Consider the following 16,246-nt stretch of genomic DNA (forward strand, 5'->3'; position numbering starts at 1 on the left):
CGCCCAATCAGTCGTCCCACTCGACTTCGAACTTTGTGACGACAGCGCGCAACTGATCTGCCGTCAGCCCCTGCGCGCCCAGTCCGCGCGTCATTAGGGCAAGCCGGGCCGTATCCTCAAGTTCTTCAATCGCGTTACACGCAGCCTCAACATCCTTGCCCGCGACCACGGGTCCATGATTGGCCAGCATCACCGCAGACCGCTTGCCCGCCAGACCGCGCACGGCCTCTCCCATCGCCGGATCGCCGGGCAGGAAGAAGGGCAAAAGCTGCACTTTGCCCAGTTTCATGATGCCGTAGGGTGTCAACGGAGGCAGGAAGTTGTCCGCATCCGCGTCCGGCAACATCGACAGGGCGACGGAATGACAGGAGTGCAGGTGCACCACCGCACCTGCCGTGCTGCGGGTGTCGTAGAACGCGGAGTGCAGCGGCATTTCCTTGGTCGGTTTGTCCCCCGCCACGTGCTTACCTTGCGGATCGAACCGGCTGAGCCGCCCCGGATCGAGCCGCCCGAAACTGGTGCCGGTGGGCGACACGAGCAGCCCGCCATCCTCAGTCCTCGCCGAGATGTTGCCGGTGGATCCATGCGTCAGCCCGCGATCAAAGAGCGATTTGGCCAGCAGGCAAATCTGTTCGCGCAACACGCTTTCTGTGCTCATCCTGCCAGCACCCTGTCGGCTTTTTCAAAGAAGTCTTCGGTCCCGAAATTTCCCGATTTCAGCGCCACCACCAGATCGGCACCAGCGCGCAAGGCGGGCACACCGGGGTCAATCTCGGGTCCGATCTCCAGTGTATCCAGGCCCAACCCTTCGACCACCGCCCCGGAGGTTTCACCCCCAGCCGTGATGATCCGTGTGGCACCGCCGTCGCGGACAGCACGGGCGACGTCGGCAAAGAACCCTTCGAGCGCCGACGCCGATACCTCACGTCCGAACCGGTCCTGCACCTGCCGGACCACATCCGGATCGGCAGAGGAATAGAGCAGCGGCACGGCGTCCTGCGCCAAGGCCCACGCCGCCGCATCGCTTGCCGTCAACCGCCCCTCGATCACGTCCGCTGCCACAACCTCTCGCGCGGGGTGACGTGCGGCGTGATACGCCACTTGCGCCCGTGTCGCGATAGAACAGGACCCCGACAGTGCAACGGCGCGACCGCTCTGCCCCGTCCACGGCACTGCCCCCGGTGCGCAGCCGAAATTCGCGGGCAGGCCCAACGCGACACCGGACCCTCCGGTGATCAGTGGCAGGTCCGCAGCCGCCGCACCGATCGCACGCAAATCCTCATCTCGGATCGCGTCCACAACGACATGGCGCTTCCCGGCATCATGTTCGGCCTCCAACGCGGCCCGGATCGCGTCGGCTCCAGCAAAGACAGACGCAGCAGCCACATGGCCTACCTCATACCGGGTTTGCGGGCCCAGCCACCGGCGGAGGTCGGGATCGGTCATGGGGGTAAGTGGATGGTTCTGCATCCCACTTTCGCTAAGCAGCACATCGTTCACAAACAGGTGGCCCTGATAGACAGAGCGCCCCGTGCCGGGAAAGGCGGGGCATACGATTACCTGGTGTGCATCAAGCGCTTCTGCCAAAGCATCCGCGACGGGACCTATATTGCCCTCGGGCGTCGAATCGAAGGTCGAGCAATACTTGAAGAAAAACTGGGTACAGCCCTGCGCGCGCAGCCACTCCAGCGCTTCCAATGACTTGGACACAGCCTCGCCCGGATCAATTGACCGGGACTTCAGCGCAACCACGCCCGCTTCCACCGACGGATCGGCTTCACCAGAGGGCACGCCGGTGTATTGTGTCACCCGCATCCCCTCCTTGGCGAGCGTGTTGGCCAGATCACTCGACCCGGTGAAATCATCCCCAATACAACCTAGTTTCAACGCCGCTCTCCCTGCCTTTATGCGCACCAAAGCACCCCATCGCCGAGATTGGCAAGCGGTGCCGCCCGCGCCCGCGAAATTTCGACATTTCATCGGCTGTTACAGGCTTGAAACATTGACAGTTCCGCTACGGCGCACCCTCTTGCAGACACCAGTGCCACCCCTGTAGGTTCGCGCAAACATCGACAAGCCTGAAAGGGGCGCGCCGTGGCTTTCACTCCAGCGATCACCGGCACGGGCGTGTTCACGCCAGAGCAATCCATTTCCAACGCCGAACTGGTCGAGGCGTTCAACGCCTATGCCGACCTCTACAACGCGGAACATGCCGATGCGATTGCGGCGGGTGAGGTAACGGCGAAGGAGCACTCGTCCGAAGAGTTCATCGTCAAAGCCTCCGGCATCGAACGGCGCTATGTGATGGACAAGTCTGGCGTGTTGGATCCCAAGGTCATGCACCCCCTGCTCCGCCAACGCAGCGATGACGAGCCGTCGATCATGGCAGAGATGGCCGTGAACGCGGCCAAGACAGCGCTCGCGCAGGCGGGCAAGACGGCGGCGGATGTGGATGCGGTGATCTGTGCAGCCTCGAACCTTGAACGCGCCTACCCGGCGGTTGCCATCGAAATTCAAGAGCTTCTGGACGTCCAAGGCTTCGCCTTCGACATGAACGTCGCCTGTTCCTCTGCCACCTTCGGCATTCAGGCGGCCGCCGACATGGTCCGCTCCGGCTCCATCCGCTCGGCCCTCGTCGTAAACCCGGAAATTTGCTCGGCCCACCTCGAATGGCGCGACCGCGACTGCCACTTCATCTTTGGCGACGTGGCCACAGCCACCCTGATCGAGCGGGTGGAGGACGCCAAAGGCGCGTATTTCGAGATCAAGTCGACCCGCTGCGGCACCGCCTTTTCCAACAACATCCGCAACAACAACGGCTACCTGCGCCGGTCCCGCCCCGATGGCATGAAAGACCGGCGCGACATGCAGTTCATGCAGAACGGGCGCAAGGTGTTCAAGGAAGTGCTGCCCATGGTGAGCAAGCACATCGCCGACCATATGGGCGACGAAGGGGTCGAGGCGGCAGACCTTAAACGGCTCTGGCTGCACCAAGCCAACAAGACCATGAACGACTTTATCGGGAAAAAGGTGCTGGGCCGCACGCCGGAACCAGGCGAGCAGCCCAACATCCTGCAGGACTACGCCAACACCTCGTCCGCCGGGTCGATCATCGCCTTTTCCAAGTACTCCGACGATCTGGGGGACGGTGACAAGGGCATCATCTGTTCCTTTGGCGCGGGCTATTCGGTGGGCTCAGTGTTGGTCGAAAGACACGGCTGACGCTGAGCTGCGCGTCCCCCACTTGTTCGCTGTGCGCACACAGCTTAGGTCACATGCAGCATAAGGCACTCGCCTGCTGCATCGGAGATTTTATGTCAGAGCCCCGGGGCTAAAACGTTCCCTGCACCACGCATCGGGAACACGTCACTTGAAGGACACTCACGCGACCGCTGAGTGATCCCTTTTTGTTGCCCCTATGACATCAAGGCACTCCGTTGAATATCTCAAAACACGAACAGCGTGTTTTGCACGAACTCGCCCTGGGTGGAGCCATCCACTACGTGCGCGGCGAGAACGGCAAGATACGTGACATCACCTGCTACACCCGCGACGGCCACGTCCTGTCGGACTGCACGATGGCGGTTTTCACACGTCTCAAGAAGCGGCGCTTCATCCACTCCCGGAACGGGCGGCCCTACCGGGCGTCTCACGCCGGGATCAAGGCAGTGCGCGCAGAGCTGAACCAGCGATGACGCGGTATAGAAGGGAACACATTTTGGACTTCACAACCCGACACAGCGGCCACGAGGCCGAGATCATTGCGCTGTTCACAGACACCTTCAGCGCGTCCGAGGGCGCGGCGGAGGGACAGTTGATCGGAAAGCTGGTCACAGACATGTTCGCGACAGTGGACGGTCGCGACATGATCGTGGTATGCGCACAGGATGGCGGGCCCCTGATCGGGTCCATCATCTTCACCCGCATGACCTATGCCGAGGATGCTCGCACCGTCTTTATCCTGTCACCCGTGGCCGTGGCGCCGGACTACCAGCGCAAGGGCGTGGGCCAAAGCCTGTTGCGCCACGGTCTGGGCGTGCTGCGCGAAACGGGCGTTGATGTGGTGCTGACTTATGGTGATCCGGCCTATTACTCCAAGGTCGGGTTCAATCAAATCACCGAAGAGACGGCGCAAGCGCCCGCTCCTTTGTCCTACCTTCACGGATGGCTGGGGCAATCGCTGACGGGCAAAGCGTTGGAGCCGCTCAAAGGCCCATCCCGCTGTGTCCCAGCCCTCAGCGATCCAGCCTATTGGTGAGCCAAAAGAACCGCAGATCCCGGAGACTGGGTCTGCGCCTAGACTTTCTTGAGTGACACGCGCTTGTGCACGTCCTCGACGCTTTCGACACGCTCGGAATAGCGGTCGACCAGGTAGTCCTTGCGCCCGCGCACCATCCACGTGAACTTCACCAGCTCTTCCATCACATCCACGACGCGGCGGTAGAATGGCCCTTCAGGCAGCCGCCCGTCCTGAAACTCCAACCACGCCTTGGCGATGCTCGACTGGTTCGGGATCGTGACCATCCGCATCCAGCGGCCCAGAATGCGCATCTGGTTGATGGCGTTGAAGCTTTGCGAGCCACCCGACACCTGCATAACGGCCAGCGTCTTGCCCTGCGTGGGTCGTATGCCGCCCTTGAGCGACAGTGGCAGCCAGTCGATCTGTGTCTTCATCAGGCCGGTCATGGCGCCGTGGCGTTCGGGGCTGGACCAGACCATCCCCTCGGCCCAGGTGGCCAGCTCGCGCAGTTCGACCACCTTAGGATGGTCATCCTCCGCATCACCCACTAAGGGCAGACCGGAAGGGTCATACATACGCGTTTCGCACCCCAGATGGCGCAGGATACGCGCGCTCTCTTCCGCAGCACGGCGGGAATAGCTGACGTCGCGCAGTGAGCCGTAGAGCAGCAGGATACGCGGCGGATGGCCCGGATCGTCCGGGGCCTTCAACGCCTCCACATCAATCTGCGGCAGCGCGTCGATCACAAGGGCGGGCAGGTCCTCAGCCACTTTCTTCTTCCAGATGCAGCTTCATGTCGATCAGCACCTGCTGTAGCAACGTGGTTTCCTTGAGCAACCGCTTGGCCTCGTTCACGGTGATCACACCGTCCTCGATGGATTGCTGGTACTCGGTCATCAGCATGGCAAAGCGCTGGCTCAGCGCGATGACATCGGAATTCACGCCTCCGGACCGCTCGGTGTTCAGGCGGCGATCATCGTGGCTTAGCGAAATGCCCTGCAACTCGGCCAATGCGCCGGTCACATGCGGATAGCTCGCTGCCTCTTCCAGCGCGATAACTGCGTCGACAGGCATAAAGCGGTCGGCATGTTCGGGATTGTCGGAATAGTAGCGCCCGAGGGTCGCCTTGGATTTTCCGGTCAACGCGCAGGCGGGTTCAATGCCCACATCCTTGACCAGCGCTTCGGTGTGTTTCTTCAGATAACTGCCAACACTCATGCACCCACCCCCCAACGTCTTGCGACACGCATCCCCTAAGTGCGGGGAAACAGGTCGATCTTTTCCCATTAATCCCCTCGCCCGCAAATGTCATTTCTAAAAACGTCCCAGCGGTTTTCGGGACGTAACAAGTACCCGGGTCCCCAAGCCCGGGTCCGGGTGGGGTCCGCTGCGTCCTCTGTCCCATGGGGGCGACAGGCCGGGGAACCGGCAGCAGGGGCGGCGGATCCGTCGGAGGTTTTGAGTATCGGGGCAGGCACCATCCCCAAAACGGGCACCTTCGGGTGTCCTCCGCCTGTCCCCAGTTCACCAAGTGCCGAAGCGGTGCTGAGGGGGGAAACGCGACGCGGGCGACAAGACCACGCGCGCACCCCCTCGCACCCACCCGGCGTGCCCTCTTGCCCCATGTTCCAGCGCGTTCTAATCAGCCGCCATGGCCAAGCTTTACTTTCACTACTCCACCATGAACGCGGGCAAATCGACGGTGCTGTTGCAGGCAGCGCACAACTACCGCGAACGCGGGATGAAGCCCTATTTGCTGACCGCCTCCTTCGATGATCGGGCGGGCCAGGGACGCATTGCCTCGCGCATCGGCATCGGCGCGGAGGCCGACACGTTCACCGCGCAAGAGGACCTGCTTGCCAAAGTCACCACGCGGCAGGGCGATGGCCCCATTGTCTGCGTTTTCGTGGACGAGGCGCAGTTCCTGACCGACGACCAGGTCTGGCAACTCGCCCGTGTGGTGGACGATCTGCAGGTTCCGGTCATGTGCTACGGCCTGCGGGTCGATTTCCGGGGCAAGCTCTTTCCCGGCTCGGCCGCCTTGCTCGCGATTGCCGACGAAATGCGCGAGGTGCGTACCATCTGCCATTGCGGAAAAAAGGCGACGATGGTGATACGGCAGGATGCCGATGGCAACGTCATCACCGACGGCGCACAAGTGCAGATCGGGGGCAACGAAACCTATGTCTCTCTATGTCGTCGGCATTGGCGCGACGCGGTGGGCAACGTCTAGGCCAGCACCTCACGCACGGCGGCATCCAATCGGCCCACCAGCAGCCCCACATCGCTGTCATCCAGAATGAAAGGCGGTGCGAGCAGCACGTGATCGCCACGCGTCCCGTCCACGCTGCCGTCCATGGGATAACAGATCAAACCCTGCGCAAACGCCGCCGCCTTAAGCCGCGCATGTACCTTGTCCGACGGATCGAAAGGCTCTTTCGTTTCACGGTCGCGGACGAGTTCGATGGCGCGAAAGAGCCCCACGCCCCTGATGTCCCCCACATGGGGATGCTGCCCAAACCGGTCGGTCAATGCGTTATGCAGAGCATCGCCCAGCGGCGTCACGCGCCCCAGCACATCGTCGTCCAACAACCGCTCTACCACGGCCAGCGCAGCGGCACAGGCCACAGGATGGCCCAGATAGGTATGCCCATGCTGGAAAAACCCCGACCCGTCGCGAATGGTGTCATGTATGTGCGCGCTGCACAGCATGGCGCCCACGGGCTGGTATCCGGCCCCCAGCCCCTTTGCGATGGCACAAATGTCGGGCGACACGCCGTGCTGCTCGGATGCAAACACGGTGCCTGTCCGCCCCATGCCACACATCACTTCGTCAAAGATCAGCAGGATGCCATACCGGTCACACAGCGCACGGATTCGGGCAAAATAGTCTCCGACAGCCGGAACAGCGCCGAGAGTTGCACCAACCACGGGTTCCGCGACAAAGGCCATAATCGTTTCCGGACCCCGTGCCTCGATCTCCGCCTCCAGCTCGGCAATCAGCCGATTTACGTACTCCGCCTCTGTCTCACCCTCGTCCTGCCCGCGATAGGCATAGCAGGGCGACACATGGCTCACCTTCATCAACAGCGGATCAAACGGCGCACGCCGTGCCGCATTGCCACCGGTGGCCAGTGCCCCCAGCGTATTGCCGTGATAGCTCTGCCGCCGGGCGATCACGTGCGACCGCTCGGGCTGCCCCACCTCGATGAAGTACTGGCGCGCGAGCTTCAGCGCCGCCTCCACCGCTTCGGACCCGCCGGACACGAAATACACACGGTCCAGCCCCTCGGGCGCGGCGGCCACCAGCCTGTCGGCCAACGTTTCGGCCGGGGCAGAAGTGAAGTACCCGGTATGGGCAAAGGCGACCTGATCCAACTGCGCCTTGATGGCCGCAGTCACATGCGCGTCCCCATGGCCCAGACAGGACACCGCCGCATCGCCGCAATTGAGGTAGGATTTGCCAGTGTCATCAAAGAGGTAAGGCCCGGCACCGCGCGACACCATGGGCGGCGGCGCCTTGGAGTGTCGGGGAAAAACGTGGCTCATGTTCAAGGCTCCGAATCTGCCGCCCGCGTGACACCCGCCCCTGTGGACGGCGGGCCATACGGACCACGCCCAATCTATGCGCACAGGATGTCCCGAAACGGGCCGTCTGAAAAGCCCGATACAGGCACGCATTCATGCGGTACAGCCACGTATCGTGCGCTAACGCATTGTTCCGCCGCGATTTCCACCCATTCCAGCGTGCAAAAACAATGCTGGGACATTTATCGCAAAGGTTGACCTTACGGCTGCTTTCCGCAGGGTAGGAGTATCAGCCGGGTTGCGCGCCCCTGCGCGTGCATCGCGGCCAAACATAAGGGAGAAAACTGAATATGTTTGCAAAACTGAAACTGGGGGCCGCCGTTGTCGCTGGTGCGCTGATGACTGCGCCCATCGCCACAGCGCAGGAATTCATCTCGATCGGCACCGGCGGCGTGACCGGCGTGTACTACCCCACAGGCGGCGCGATCTGCCGTCTGGTGAACAAGAACCGCAAGGAACATGGCATCCGCTGCGCCGTGGAATCGACAGGTGGGTCCGTCTACAACATCAACACGATCAAGGGCGGTGAGCTTGAGTTCGGCGTGGCCCAGTCCGACTGGCAGTACCACGCGTTCAACGGCACCTCCAAGTTCGAGGGCGACGCAGCCTTTCCCGATATCCGCGCCGTGATGTCCGTGCACCCCGAACCCTTCACCCTGATTGTACGCGGTGACAGCGGCATCGAAGGCTTCGAGGATCTGGCGGGCAAGCGCGTGAACGTGGGCAACCCCGGCTCCGGTCAGCGCGCCACGATGGAAGTGGTCATGGACGCCTTCGGCATCGGCATGGACGACCTGGCTCTGGCGACCGAGTACAAGGGCTCCGAGATGGCCAAGCAACTCTGCGATGGCAATATCGACGCGATGATCTACACCATTGGCCACCCCGCAGCGGCGATCAAGGAAGCGACCACGACTTGTGACGCGCGCCTTGTGTCCGTGACCGGTGCGCCCATTGACCAACTGGTCGCTGACAACCCGTTCTACCGCGTGGCGACCATTCCGGGCGGCATGTATGCGGGCACGGATGGCGACACGACCACGTTCGGCGTTGGTGCCACCTTCGTCACCTCGGCCAGCGTGCCCGAAGAGACAGTGTATGTCGTGGCCAAAGCGGTGATGGAAAACATCGACGACTTCAAGGGCCTGCACCCGGCCTTTGCCAACCTTGATCCGGCCGAAATGGTCAAGGACGGCCTGTCGGCGCCACTGCACCCCGGTGCCGAGAAAGCCTACAAAGAACTGGGCCTGCTGAACTAAGCCCAAGACCCCAGACGCCCGGAGCCACCGCTTCGGGCGTCTCACGTTTCAAGACCATAGCCAGCAGACGGGCGCATAACGCCCGCAACGTGCCTGCACAGGGGACATTTCATGACCGATCAGAACACAGTGACGCAATCCGCCGATGACCTCGTGGCCGAGGCCGACACCGGCGCGCGCAACCCCTCTGCCGCCTGGCAGGCCAAGCTGATCATAGGCACCTGCATCGCCTGGTCCCTGTTCCAATTGTACATCGCGTCCAAGGTGCCCGGCATCGTGGCCCAGGCCACCGGCATGGGCATCTTTGCCAACATCGTGGCCCAAGCCCGCTTCGTGCACCTGGCCTTTGCCATTATGCTGGCGACCCTCGCCTTTCCGCTCTTCAAATCCTCCCCCCGCGACCGCATCCCGCTGTATGACTGGGTGCTGATCGCCCTCGGGGTCGGCTCGTGCCTCTATCTCGTCGTCTTCCGGTTCGAGATCGCGGACCGCCCCGGCCTTTGGAGCACGTCTGACATCGTCATGTCCTCTATCGGCATGATCGTCCTGCTGATCGCCGTCTACCGCTCCCTCGGCCTGCCGCTGGTCATCATCGCGTCCGCCTTCGTCGCCTTCGCCTTCTTCGGCGGCTATTCCGAATGGGCGCGCGAGATCACGAATTACGGCGGCGCATCGCTGTCCAAAGCGCTCGGTCACTACTGGATGCAAACCGAAGGGGTGTTCGGTGTGGCCTTGGGCGTCTCCACCTCGATGATCTTCCTCTTCGTCCTCTTCGGCGCACTCCTCGACCGCGCAGGCGGCGGGTCGTGGTTCATCAAGGTCGCCATCGCCCTTCTGGGCGCCCTGCGCGGCGGCCCGGCCAAGGCGTCGGTCCTGTCCTCCATGCTCACCGGCATGATCTCGGGCTCGTCCATCTCGAACACGGTGACCACCGGCACCTTCACCATCCCGCTGATGAAACGCATCGGCTTTCCGGCAGAAAAGGCGGGCGCGGTCGAGGTGGCATCCTCCACCAACGGCCAGCTCACCCCGCCTGTCATGGGGGCCGCCGCCTTCCTCATGGTTGAATACGTCAACATCCCATATATCGACGTCGTCAAACACGCCTTCCTGCCTGCGGTGATCAGCTACATCGCGCTCCTCTACATCGTGCACCTCGAAGCGCTGAAAATGCAGATGCAGGGGCTGACCAAAGCGGGGCGTCACATCGGCCCCGTCCTGATCCTCATCCTGTTCCTGTCCGGTTTCATCTTCCTGGGCGCCTGCACCTTCATCATGATCGGGCTGCGCAGCGTGCTCGACAACTTCATGGCCGAAAGCGTCTACGGCGCGGTCGCTATCGTCGCCCTGCTCTACCTCGTGCTGGTTTACTTCGCCTCGCGCTACCCGGACGTGGCGATGGACGACCCCGATGGGCCACTCGAAGCGCCCCGGCTCACGCCCACGCTGCTGGGCGGAGCCTATTTCTCACTGCCGATCTTCATCCTCGTCTGGAACCTGATGGTGCGCACCGACAGCCTCGACCGTCTGTCGCCATCGCTCTCGGCCTTCTGGGCCACCATCTTCATGATCATCGTGGCCCTCACCCACCGCCCGCTCAAGGCGATGTTCCGCGGTGAAGCGTTCAGCACAGCCACCGTCGCAGGCTGGCGCGACTTTATCGAAGGGCTGATCCTTGGTGCCCGCAACATGATCGGCATTGGCGTCGCCACCGGGGCCGCTGGCATCATCGTCGGCACCATCAGCCTGACGGGCGCACACCAGGTCATCGGCCAGGTGGTCGAGGTGATCGCAGGCGGCAACATCTGGATCCTGCTGATCCTCGTGGCTGTCATGTCGCTGATCCTCGGCATGGGCCTGCCCACGACGGCCAACTACATCGTCGTGTCCTCGCTCATGGCACCGGTGATCCTGACGGTCGGTGCATCAGCGGGATACATCTTCCCGCTCATCGCCGTGCACCTTTTTGTCTTCTACTTCGGCATCCTCGCGGATGACACGCCACCGGTGGGCCTTGCCGCCTATGCGGCGGCAGCGATCTCCCGCGGCGATCCGATCAAGACGGGGGTCCAGGGCTTCGCCTACGACATCCGCACAGCCCTCCTGCCCTTCCTCTTCATCTTCAACACGGACCTTTTGTTGATCGACGTGGGCTTTGGCAAAGCGATCCTCGTCTTCTTCATATCGCTCATCGCCATGCTGCTCTTCGCGGCAGCGACCCAGGGCTACTTCATCGCCAAGAGCAAAACCTGGGAAACGGTGGCGCTACTGGTCATCGCCTTCATGCTGTTCCGGCCAGATTACCTGCTCGATCAGGTGAGCGAGAAGTACCAGACAGCCTCCGGCCCCGCGGCACTTGAACTTATGGCGAGTGCCGAGACGGACAGGGAACTGCGCGTCGTGATCGAGGGACCGGACTTTGACAATGGAAGGCTCAGGCCCACGACCATCACCCTGCCCGCCATCAACGGCGATGCCGAAGCGGCACTTGACGCGCAGGGCCTGACCATCCTGCCCGATGGCGACGTGATTGCGATGGACGAACCGTTCCCCGGCACGCCCTTCTTCGAAAGCCTTGGCAACGAATACGACTTCTACGGCGACACCCCCGTCCAGATCATGCAAGTGCAGATCGAAAACGAACGGATGCCGAAAGAGCTGTTCTTCATCCCGGCGCTTCTGCTGCTGGGTGGTCTGATCCTGATCCAGCGCCGCCGCGCCACCCAACCCGCGTTCTAAGAAAGCACACACATGTTCAAGACGCTTCTTCTTGCCGTCGACGTCAACGCGCCCGACGGGACAGCCCGCAGCGCCGAGGCGGCCATTTCAATGGCCCGGGCCGACGGCGCCATGCTGCACCTGCTGAATGTCGTGCCCGACACGGGCATGGCGATCGTCGGCGCCTCGATGGCGGCCGATAGCATGAAAAACGCACTCGCCGCCGCCAAGTCCGAACTGGAAGGCTGGGCCAAGTCCAACGTGCCCGACGATGTCACCTACAAGGTCCATGTGGCCGAGGGCACGGTCTATGACCAGATCATCCGCACCGCAAACACGTTGCAGATCGACGCCATCATCGTCGGCGCCCACCGACCCGAGCTCAAGGACTACCTGATCGGCCCCAACGCCGCCCGCGTCGCACGCCATGCGACACAATCGGTGTTTGTGGTGCGCTAGGTCTCGCCCTCGCCACCGAACCTGACCGGCCCTTGAGGTATCATTTGGTGGCGCTCGACAGCCGCGCCCGTCAGTCGGGCACCGCAGCGGCCATCGCGCGTTCAAGGCGGCGGACAAAGCGGGCCTGCGCCACGTCCGCCAGATCAACCAATGCGACCAATTGCTTTGCATGGGCCGCAACATCGTGAGCGCGGGCCTGATCCTCGCACGTGGCCAGCACCGCCTCAAGCCGGTTCAGCCCCAACAGCGCCGCCGCACCGGTTAGCTTATGCGCAGTTTCTGCCAATGCGGTCATGTCCGCCCTGTCCCGAGCATCACGCGCATCGTCGGCAAAGGCCTGCAATTCAGCGAAAAACGCATCGCCCGTGTCCCGCACTTTCCCGGCACCGAGAACGTCGATCAATTCGCCCAGCACATCATCATCACCAATGTCGTCGTAGTCGCTTGATGTCACCTCGCCCAGATCGGCAAACAGGGCGTGTAGCGCGTTCAGACGTATGGGTTTCGTGTGAAAGCGGTTCATGCCCGCCTGTTTGGCTGGCGCGCGGTATTCCTCAACACCATGCGCCGTCAGGCCCACAACCTCGCTCTGCGCATTGGGCCCGCCGCTTGCGCGCAGTTTTCGGGTCGCCTCAATGCCATCCATCACCGGCATGCTGATGTCCATAAAGATCACGTCGAAGGGCGCATGCGCTGCTTTTTCAAGGCAATCGGCACCGTTCACCGCCTCTTCCACCCGGTGCCCCATCCCCTCGAGCATATCGCGCAGAACCCTGCGATTGATGTCGTTGTCCTCCACCACAAGGACAGCGCAGCCCGGCTTGGCGCTTACGCCCTGATCATGGACGCGCGCGGGTTCGGCAGTTTGGGCGTCACATCGGTGCAGGGGCAGGATCAGGGTAAAGGTGGATCCGACACCGGCCTCGCTGTCCAGCGTGATGTCCCCGCCCATCTCGCGGGCGATCCGGCGGGCGATGGACAGGCCCAGCCCATCACCACGGCGTTGCCGGCCCACGCCTTCGGCGAGGGACACAAAATCCTCGAACACATGTTCCTGGTCTTCGGGCACAATGCCCGCGCCCGTGTCGCACACAGAAAACCGGACCGAGGTCACATCGGGTCCGTGGATGCCTTTCACGGCCACTTTCACCTCCCCCCGGTCCGTGAACTTGATCGCGTTGCCGATCAGGTTGGTCAGGATCTGCCGGATTCGGTTGTTGTCCGCGTGAAAGCGCATTTGCATCCCGTCCGCCACATGCAGCGACAGCGACAACTGCTTTTCGCGGGCCAGCGGCTCCAGCACATCGACAAGGCTGCTCATCAGAGTCTGAAGGTCGAAATCCTGGGGTGAGAATTGCAGCGCGCCGCCCTCGATACGGGTGATGTCCAGCGCCTCGTTCACGTACTCCAGCAGGATCTCACTCGACGCGGTCGCGATCTTGGCATAGCGCTCCTGCTGCGTGGTCAGCGACGTGGTCTTGAGCAGATCCAGAACGCCCAGGATTCCGTTAAGCGGCGTGCGTATCTCGTGGCTCATGACGGTCAGAAAGCGCGTTTTGGCCTTGTCCATGGTCTGCGCGCGGTCCCGCGCGTCGATCAGCTTCTGCTCGTCAATCTTGCGCTCGCTGATGTCGCGCACATAAGCAATAAAGCTTTTCTGGCCCTCGACATCCGTGGTGGTGATGTTCAGCTCGACCGGAAACTCTTCGCCGCTCTTGCGCAGCGCCGCCAGCTCGAACCGACCCGAATCGACCACATGCGGCTCACCCGTCTTCAGGTAGCGGTCCATTCCGTCGCGATGGGCCTGCCGCATCCGGTTGGGAATGATCGTGTCTTCCATCTTCTGGCCGATGATCTCGCGGCGCCGCCAGCCAAACACGCTCTCGGCGGCGCTGTTGAACCCGATGATGCGCCCCTCGCTGTCGGCGGTCACAATCGCATCCAGCGACGCCGCCACGGTCGAGGCGAGCTTGCGCGACGAGGTCAACAGCTCCCGGTCCCGCTGTGCGGCGCGGTCCAGAAGCCGGATCAGCAACTGCAGCAGGATGCCCATCAGGAACAACAGCGCAATCGCCACACCGGCAGTCCACAGCAGCTGCCGCGCAAATCCCGCGCGCCGCGCCTCCGACTGCTCGGCGCCGAGGCGCACGCCCAACACCGCGATGCCCCGCACGTCCTGGCGCACGTCGCGCAGCATCTCCTGAATGCGGCGCAAATCATCCTCGCTCAGACCGCCGGGCGCATCCAGAAGGGCAACCGTCTCCTCGGCAAAGGCATTGATGGGGGCAATCTGCCGAGCAGCGGCCGCGTTGTCGCCAAAAATCTCGGCGGCGCGGCCCGAATTGATGATGTCCACGCGGCTCAGCGCGATATCAATGCGCAGCCGCACCTCGTCGCGGGACAAACCGCCCTCGGCCACCTGCTCGGTCAGGATGGCGTTGAGATTGGCAAACTCGGTATCGAGCTGCGCAATGCTCCACTGCGTGTTGTCGCCCGCCGCCAGCGACAGGCTGCGCATCTGCGCGGCCAGGTTCGCCACCATGACGGCCAGCAGCAGCAACAGCAGGCCAAAGCCCGCCGTAATGGCAACACGGTAGCGATTTAACCCATGCGTCATGTGCACCCTCCCCCGTCAGGTCACACGAGGCACGGTGCCAATTCAATCCACTACGTTCAAACGGGTCAACTGCCAGATGCTCTGGGCGTATTTCGTTTCTGTCCGGTAACGCCAATGGCGGTCATAGGGAAACACCACCCAGAACGGCCCCTTGTCGCGAACCGACATGTATTCCCCGTTCATGCGGGTCGCGACAAGGGGCACGTCCTCTTCGAGTTCATCATAGGGCAAGGTCACCAGATAATCGTTCAACGCGATCATCTCGACTGCAGACCCCTCGACCTGCACGGCATCAAGCAGCACCTTCAACGGCACGCCCGAAAACTGGACCGCCCCATCGGTCCAGATCGTGCTGGTCGTGAACTCGGACTGTGGCAACGCGTCAAGCTGGTCGTAGTCCAGCGTGACGGTATCCCCGTTGCCATCAGCCACCTGAAGCCTGAGCGCATCCTGCGCCATGACAGGCAGCGCCCAGGCCAGGAAAAAACAGAATAGTCCGGCCAGTGTCCGCGAGTGGTGGATCCGTGCCATGGTCAATCCTCTTTCGTCCTGAAAAATGACGTAACCTTTACGTCAGGAATTGTTTGAGGGCATTGGAGTAGCCACCTATACAAAAGGATAGGGTGCCGCGAATTTGGCGCTTTTCACCGACCCCGCACTCACTTGGCCAAAGGACCCGCAATGCCGTGCATCCTGATCGCTGATGACCACGACCTGGTACGAGATACAATTGCCGCGTATCTCGAGGCGGTCGATGAATTTACGGTGATCACAGCCTCGAATTTCGAAGCTGCCCTCGGCAGCATGAAAGGGATCAACGCGGTCGACCTGCTGATTCTCGATTACAACATGCCCGGCATGAACGGCCTCGAAGGGTTGGAGCGCGCGCGCAAGTCCCATCCGGCGATCAAGGTCGTGCTGATGTCAGGCGTCGCCAACAAGGACGTGGCACAAACCGCAATGTCCATGGGCGCCGACGGGTTCATCCCGAAACGGCTGGCCGCGAAATCCATGGTCAACGCGATCAACTTCGTTCTGGCAGGCGAACGCTACTTCCCGGTCGATTTTGCCGAACCCGAACAGGCGGCCGCACCGCCCGCCAACTTCGCCGACCTGACAGAGCGCGAGATGCAAACCCTCGAACAGCTGTGCATTGGCCTCTCGAACAAGGATATCGCCCGCAATCTCGGCGTGCAGGAGGTGACGGTCAAACTCCACGTCAAGAACCTGCTGGCCAAGCTGAACGTCTCCAACCGCACACAGGCTGCGATCCTGGCCAAGGAACAGCACCTGTTCTGACAGGCGTGCCAACTGCGGCAATCGTCCGCTGTTGCGACGGCACAAATCTTGCTACTCGGAATGCCA

The 16,246-nt window shown here is 62.3% G+C and carries 15 protein-coding genes; 8 read left to right on the top strand and 7 right to left on the bottom strand.

From position 1 onward, the window contains the following. Positions 1 to 7: 7 nt before the first annotated feature. Both FD715_RS09820 and otnK read right to left on the bottom strand, forming a co-directional pair. Complete coding sequence (locus tag FD715_RS09820) at positions 8 to 658, bottom strand: aldolase (RefSeq protein WP_147108865.1); 651 nt, start codon at positions 656 to 658, stop codon at positions 8 to 10. Next, positions 655 to 1,887 (bottom strand): 3-oxo-tetronate kinase, encoded by a 1,233-nt coding sequence (gene otnK, locus FD715_RS09825; protein WP_147108867.1) that lies wholly within the window; start codon positions 1,885 to 1,887, stop codon positions 655 to 657. Before otnK ends, FD715_RS09820 begins: the two co-directional genes overlap by 4 nt. A gap of 207 nt (positions 1,888 to 2,094) precedes the next feature. On the opposite strand from otnK, the gene FD715_RS09830 reads away from it, so the two are divergent. The 3 genes from FD715_RS09830 (at position 2,095) to FD715_RS09840 (ending at position 4,258) form a co-directional block, all read left to right on the top strand. Then, on the top strand, positions 2,095 to 3,222 hold the full coding sequence (locus FD715_RS09830; RefSeq protein ID WP_147108870.1) for a beta-ketoacyl-ACP synthase III: 1,128 nt from the start codon (positions 2,095 to 2,097) through the stop codon (positions 3,220 to 3,222). A gap of 215 nt (positions 3,223 to 3,437) precedes the next feature. Further along, positions 3,438 to 3,695, top strand: coding sequence for a YjhX family toxin (locus tag FD715_RS09835; RefSeq protein ID WP_147108873.1), 258 nt, complete (start codon positions 3,438 to 3,440; stop codon positions 3,693 to 3,695). A gap of 23 nt (positions 3,696 to 3,718) precedes the next feature. After that, the gene (locus FD715_RS09840) at positions 3,719 to 4,258 is read left to right on the top strand and encodes a GNAT family N-acetyltransferase (RefSeq protein ID WP_223274817.1); all 540 of its coding nucleotides are present in this window, start codon (positions 3,719 to 3,721) and stop codon (positions 4,256 to 4,258) included. A gap of 38 nt (positions 4,259 to 4,296) precedes the next feature. On the opposite strand, the gene arsH is transcribed toward FD715_RS09840, so the two are convergent. Beyond that, entirely contained in the window at positions 4,297 to 5,010 is a 714-nt protein-coding gene (gene arsH / locus FD715_RS09845) for an arsenical resistance protein ArsH (protein WP_255450640.1), read from the bottom strand. Continuing rightward, positions 5,003 to 5,458, bottom strand: coding sequence for a hypothetical protein (locus FD715_RS09850; protein WP_147108882.1), 456 nt, complete (start codon positions 5,456 to 5,458; stop codon positions 5,003 to 5,005). The genes arsH and FD715_RS09850 overlap by 8 nt, the downstream gene beginning before the upstream one ends. Before the next feature lie 433 nt (positions 5,459 to 5,891). Between FD715_RS09850 and FD715_RS09855 the strand changes: the two genes are divergently transcribed. Beyond that, entirely contained in the window at positions 5,892 to 6,473 is a 582-nt protein-coding gene (locus FD715_RS09855; RefSeq protein WP_147108885.1) for a thymidine kinase, read from the top strand. Here the strand turns inward: FD715_RS09855 and FD715_RS09860 are convergent. Next, complete coding sequence (locus tag FD715_RS09860) at positions 6,470 to 7,789, bottom strand: aspartate aminotransferase family protein (RefSeq protein ID WP_147108888.1); 1,320 nt, start codon at positions 7,787 to 7,789, stop codon at positions 6,470 to 6,472. The genes FD715_RS09855 and FD715_RS09860 overlap by 4 nt on opposite strands. Before the next feature lie 329 nt (positions 7,790 to 8,118). Between FD715_RS09860 and FD715_RS09865 the strand changes: the two genes are divergently transcribed. From FD715_RS09865 to FD715_RS09875, 3 genes are all read left to right on the top strand, one after another. Then, entirely contained in the window at positions 8,119 to 9,087 is a 969-nt protein-coding gene (locus tag FD715_RS09865; protein WP_147108891.1) for a TAXI family TRAP transporter solute-binding subunit, read from the top strand. A 111-nt stretch (positions 9,088 to 9,198) separates the two neighbouring features. After that, entirely contained in the window at positions 9,199 to 11,826 is a 2,628-nt protein-coding gene (locus tag FD715_RS09870) for a TRAP transporter permease (protein ID WP_147108894.1), read from the top strand. Positions 11,827 to 11,838: 12 nt separating this feature from the next. Further along, the gene (locus tag FD715_RS09875) at positions 11,839 to 12,264 is read left to right on the top strand and encodes a universal stress protein (RefSeq protein ID WP_147108897.1); all 426 of its coding nucleotides are present in this window, start codon (positions 11,839 to 11,841) and stop codon (positions 12,262 to 12,264) included. A gap of 70 nt (positions 12,265 to 12,334) precedes the next feature. On the opposite strand, the gene FD715_RS09880 is transcribed toward FD715_RS09875, so the two are convergent. Beyond that, complete coding sequence (locus FD715_RS09880) at positions 12,335 to 14,881, bottom strand: ATP-binding protein (RefSeq protein ID WP_147108900.1); 2,547 nt, start codon at positions 14,879 to 14,881, stop codon at positions 12,335 to 12,337. Between the two features lie 42 nt (positions 14,882 to 14,923). Next, positions 14,924 to 15,412, bottom strand: a complete 489-nt coding sequence (locus FD715_RS09885; protein ID WP_147108903.1) for a molybdopterin-dependent oxidoreductase — start codon at positions 15,410 to 15,412, stop codon at positions 14,924 to 14,926. Between the two features lie 150 nt (positions 15,413 to 15,562). Here FD715_RS09885 and FD715_RS09890 point away from each other — a divergent pair, with 150 nt between their 5' ends. Beyond that, positions 15,563 to 16,180 (top strand): response regulator transcription factor, encoded by a 618-nt coding sequence (locus FD715_RS09890; protein WP_147108906.1) that lies wholly within the window; start codon positions 15,563 to 15,565, stop codon positions 16,178 to 16,180. Positions 16,181 to 16,246: the final 66 nt, after the last annotated feature.

Source organism: Tateyamaria sp. syn59, from assembly GCF_007995245.1.
Taxonomy (GTDB): domain Bacteria; phylum Pseudomonadota; class Alphaproteobacteria; order Rhodobacterales; family Rhodobacteraceae; genus Tateyamaria.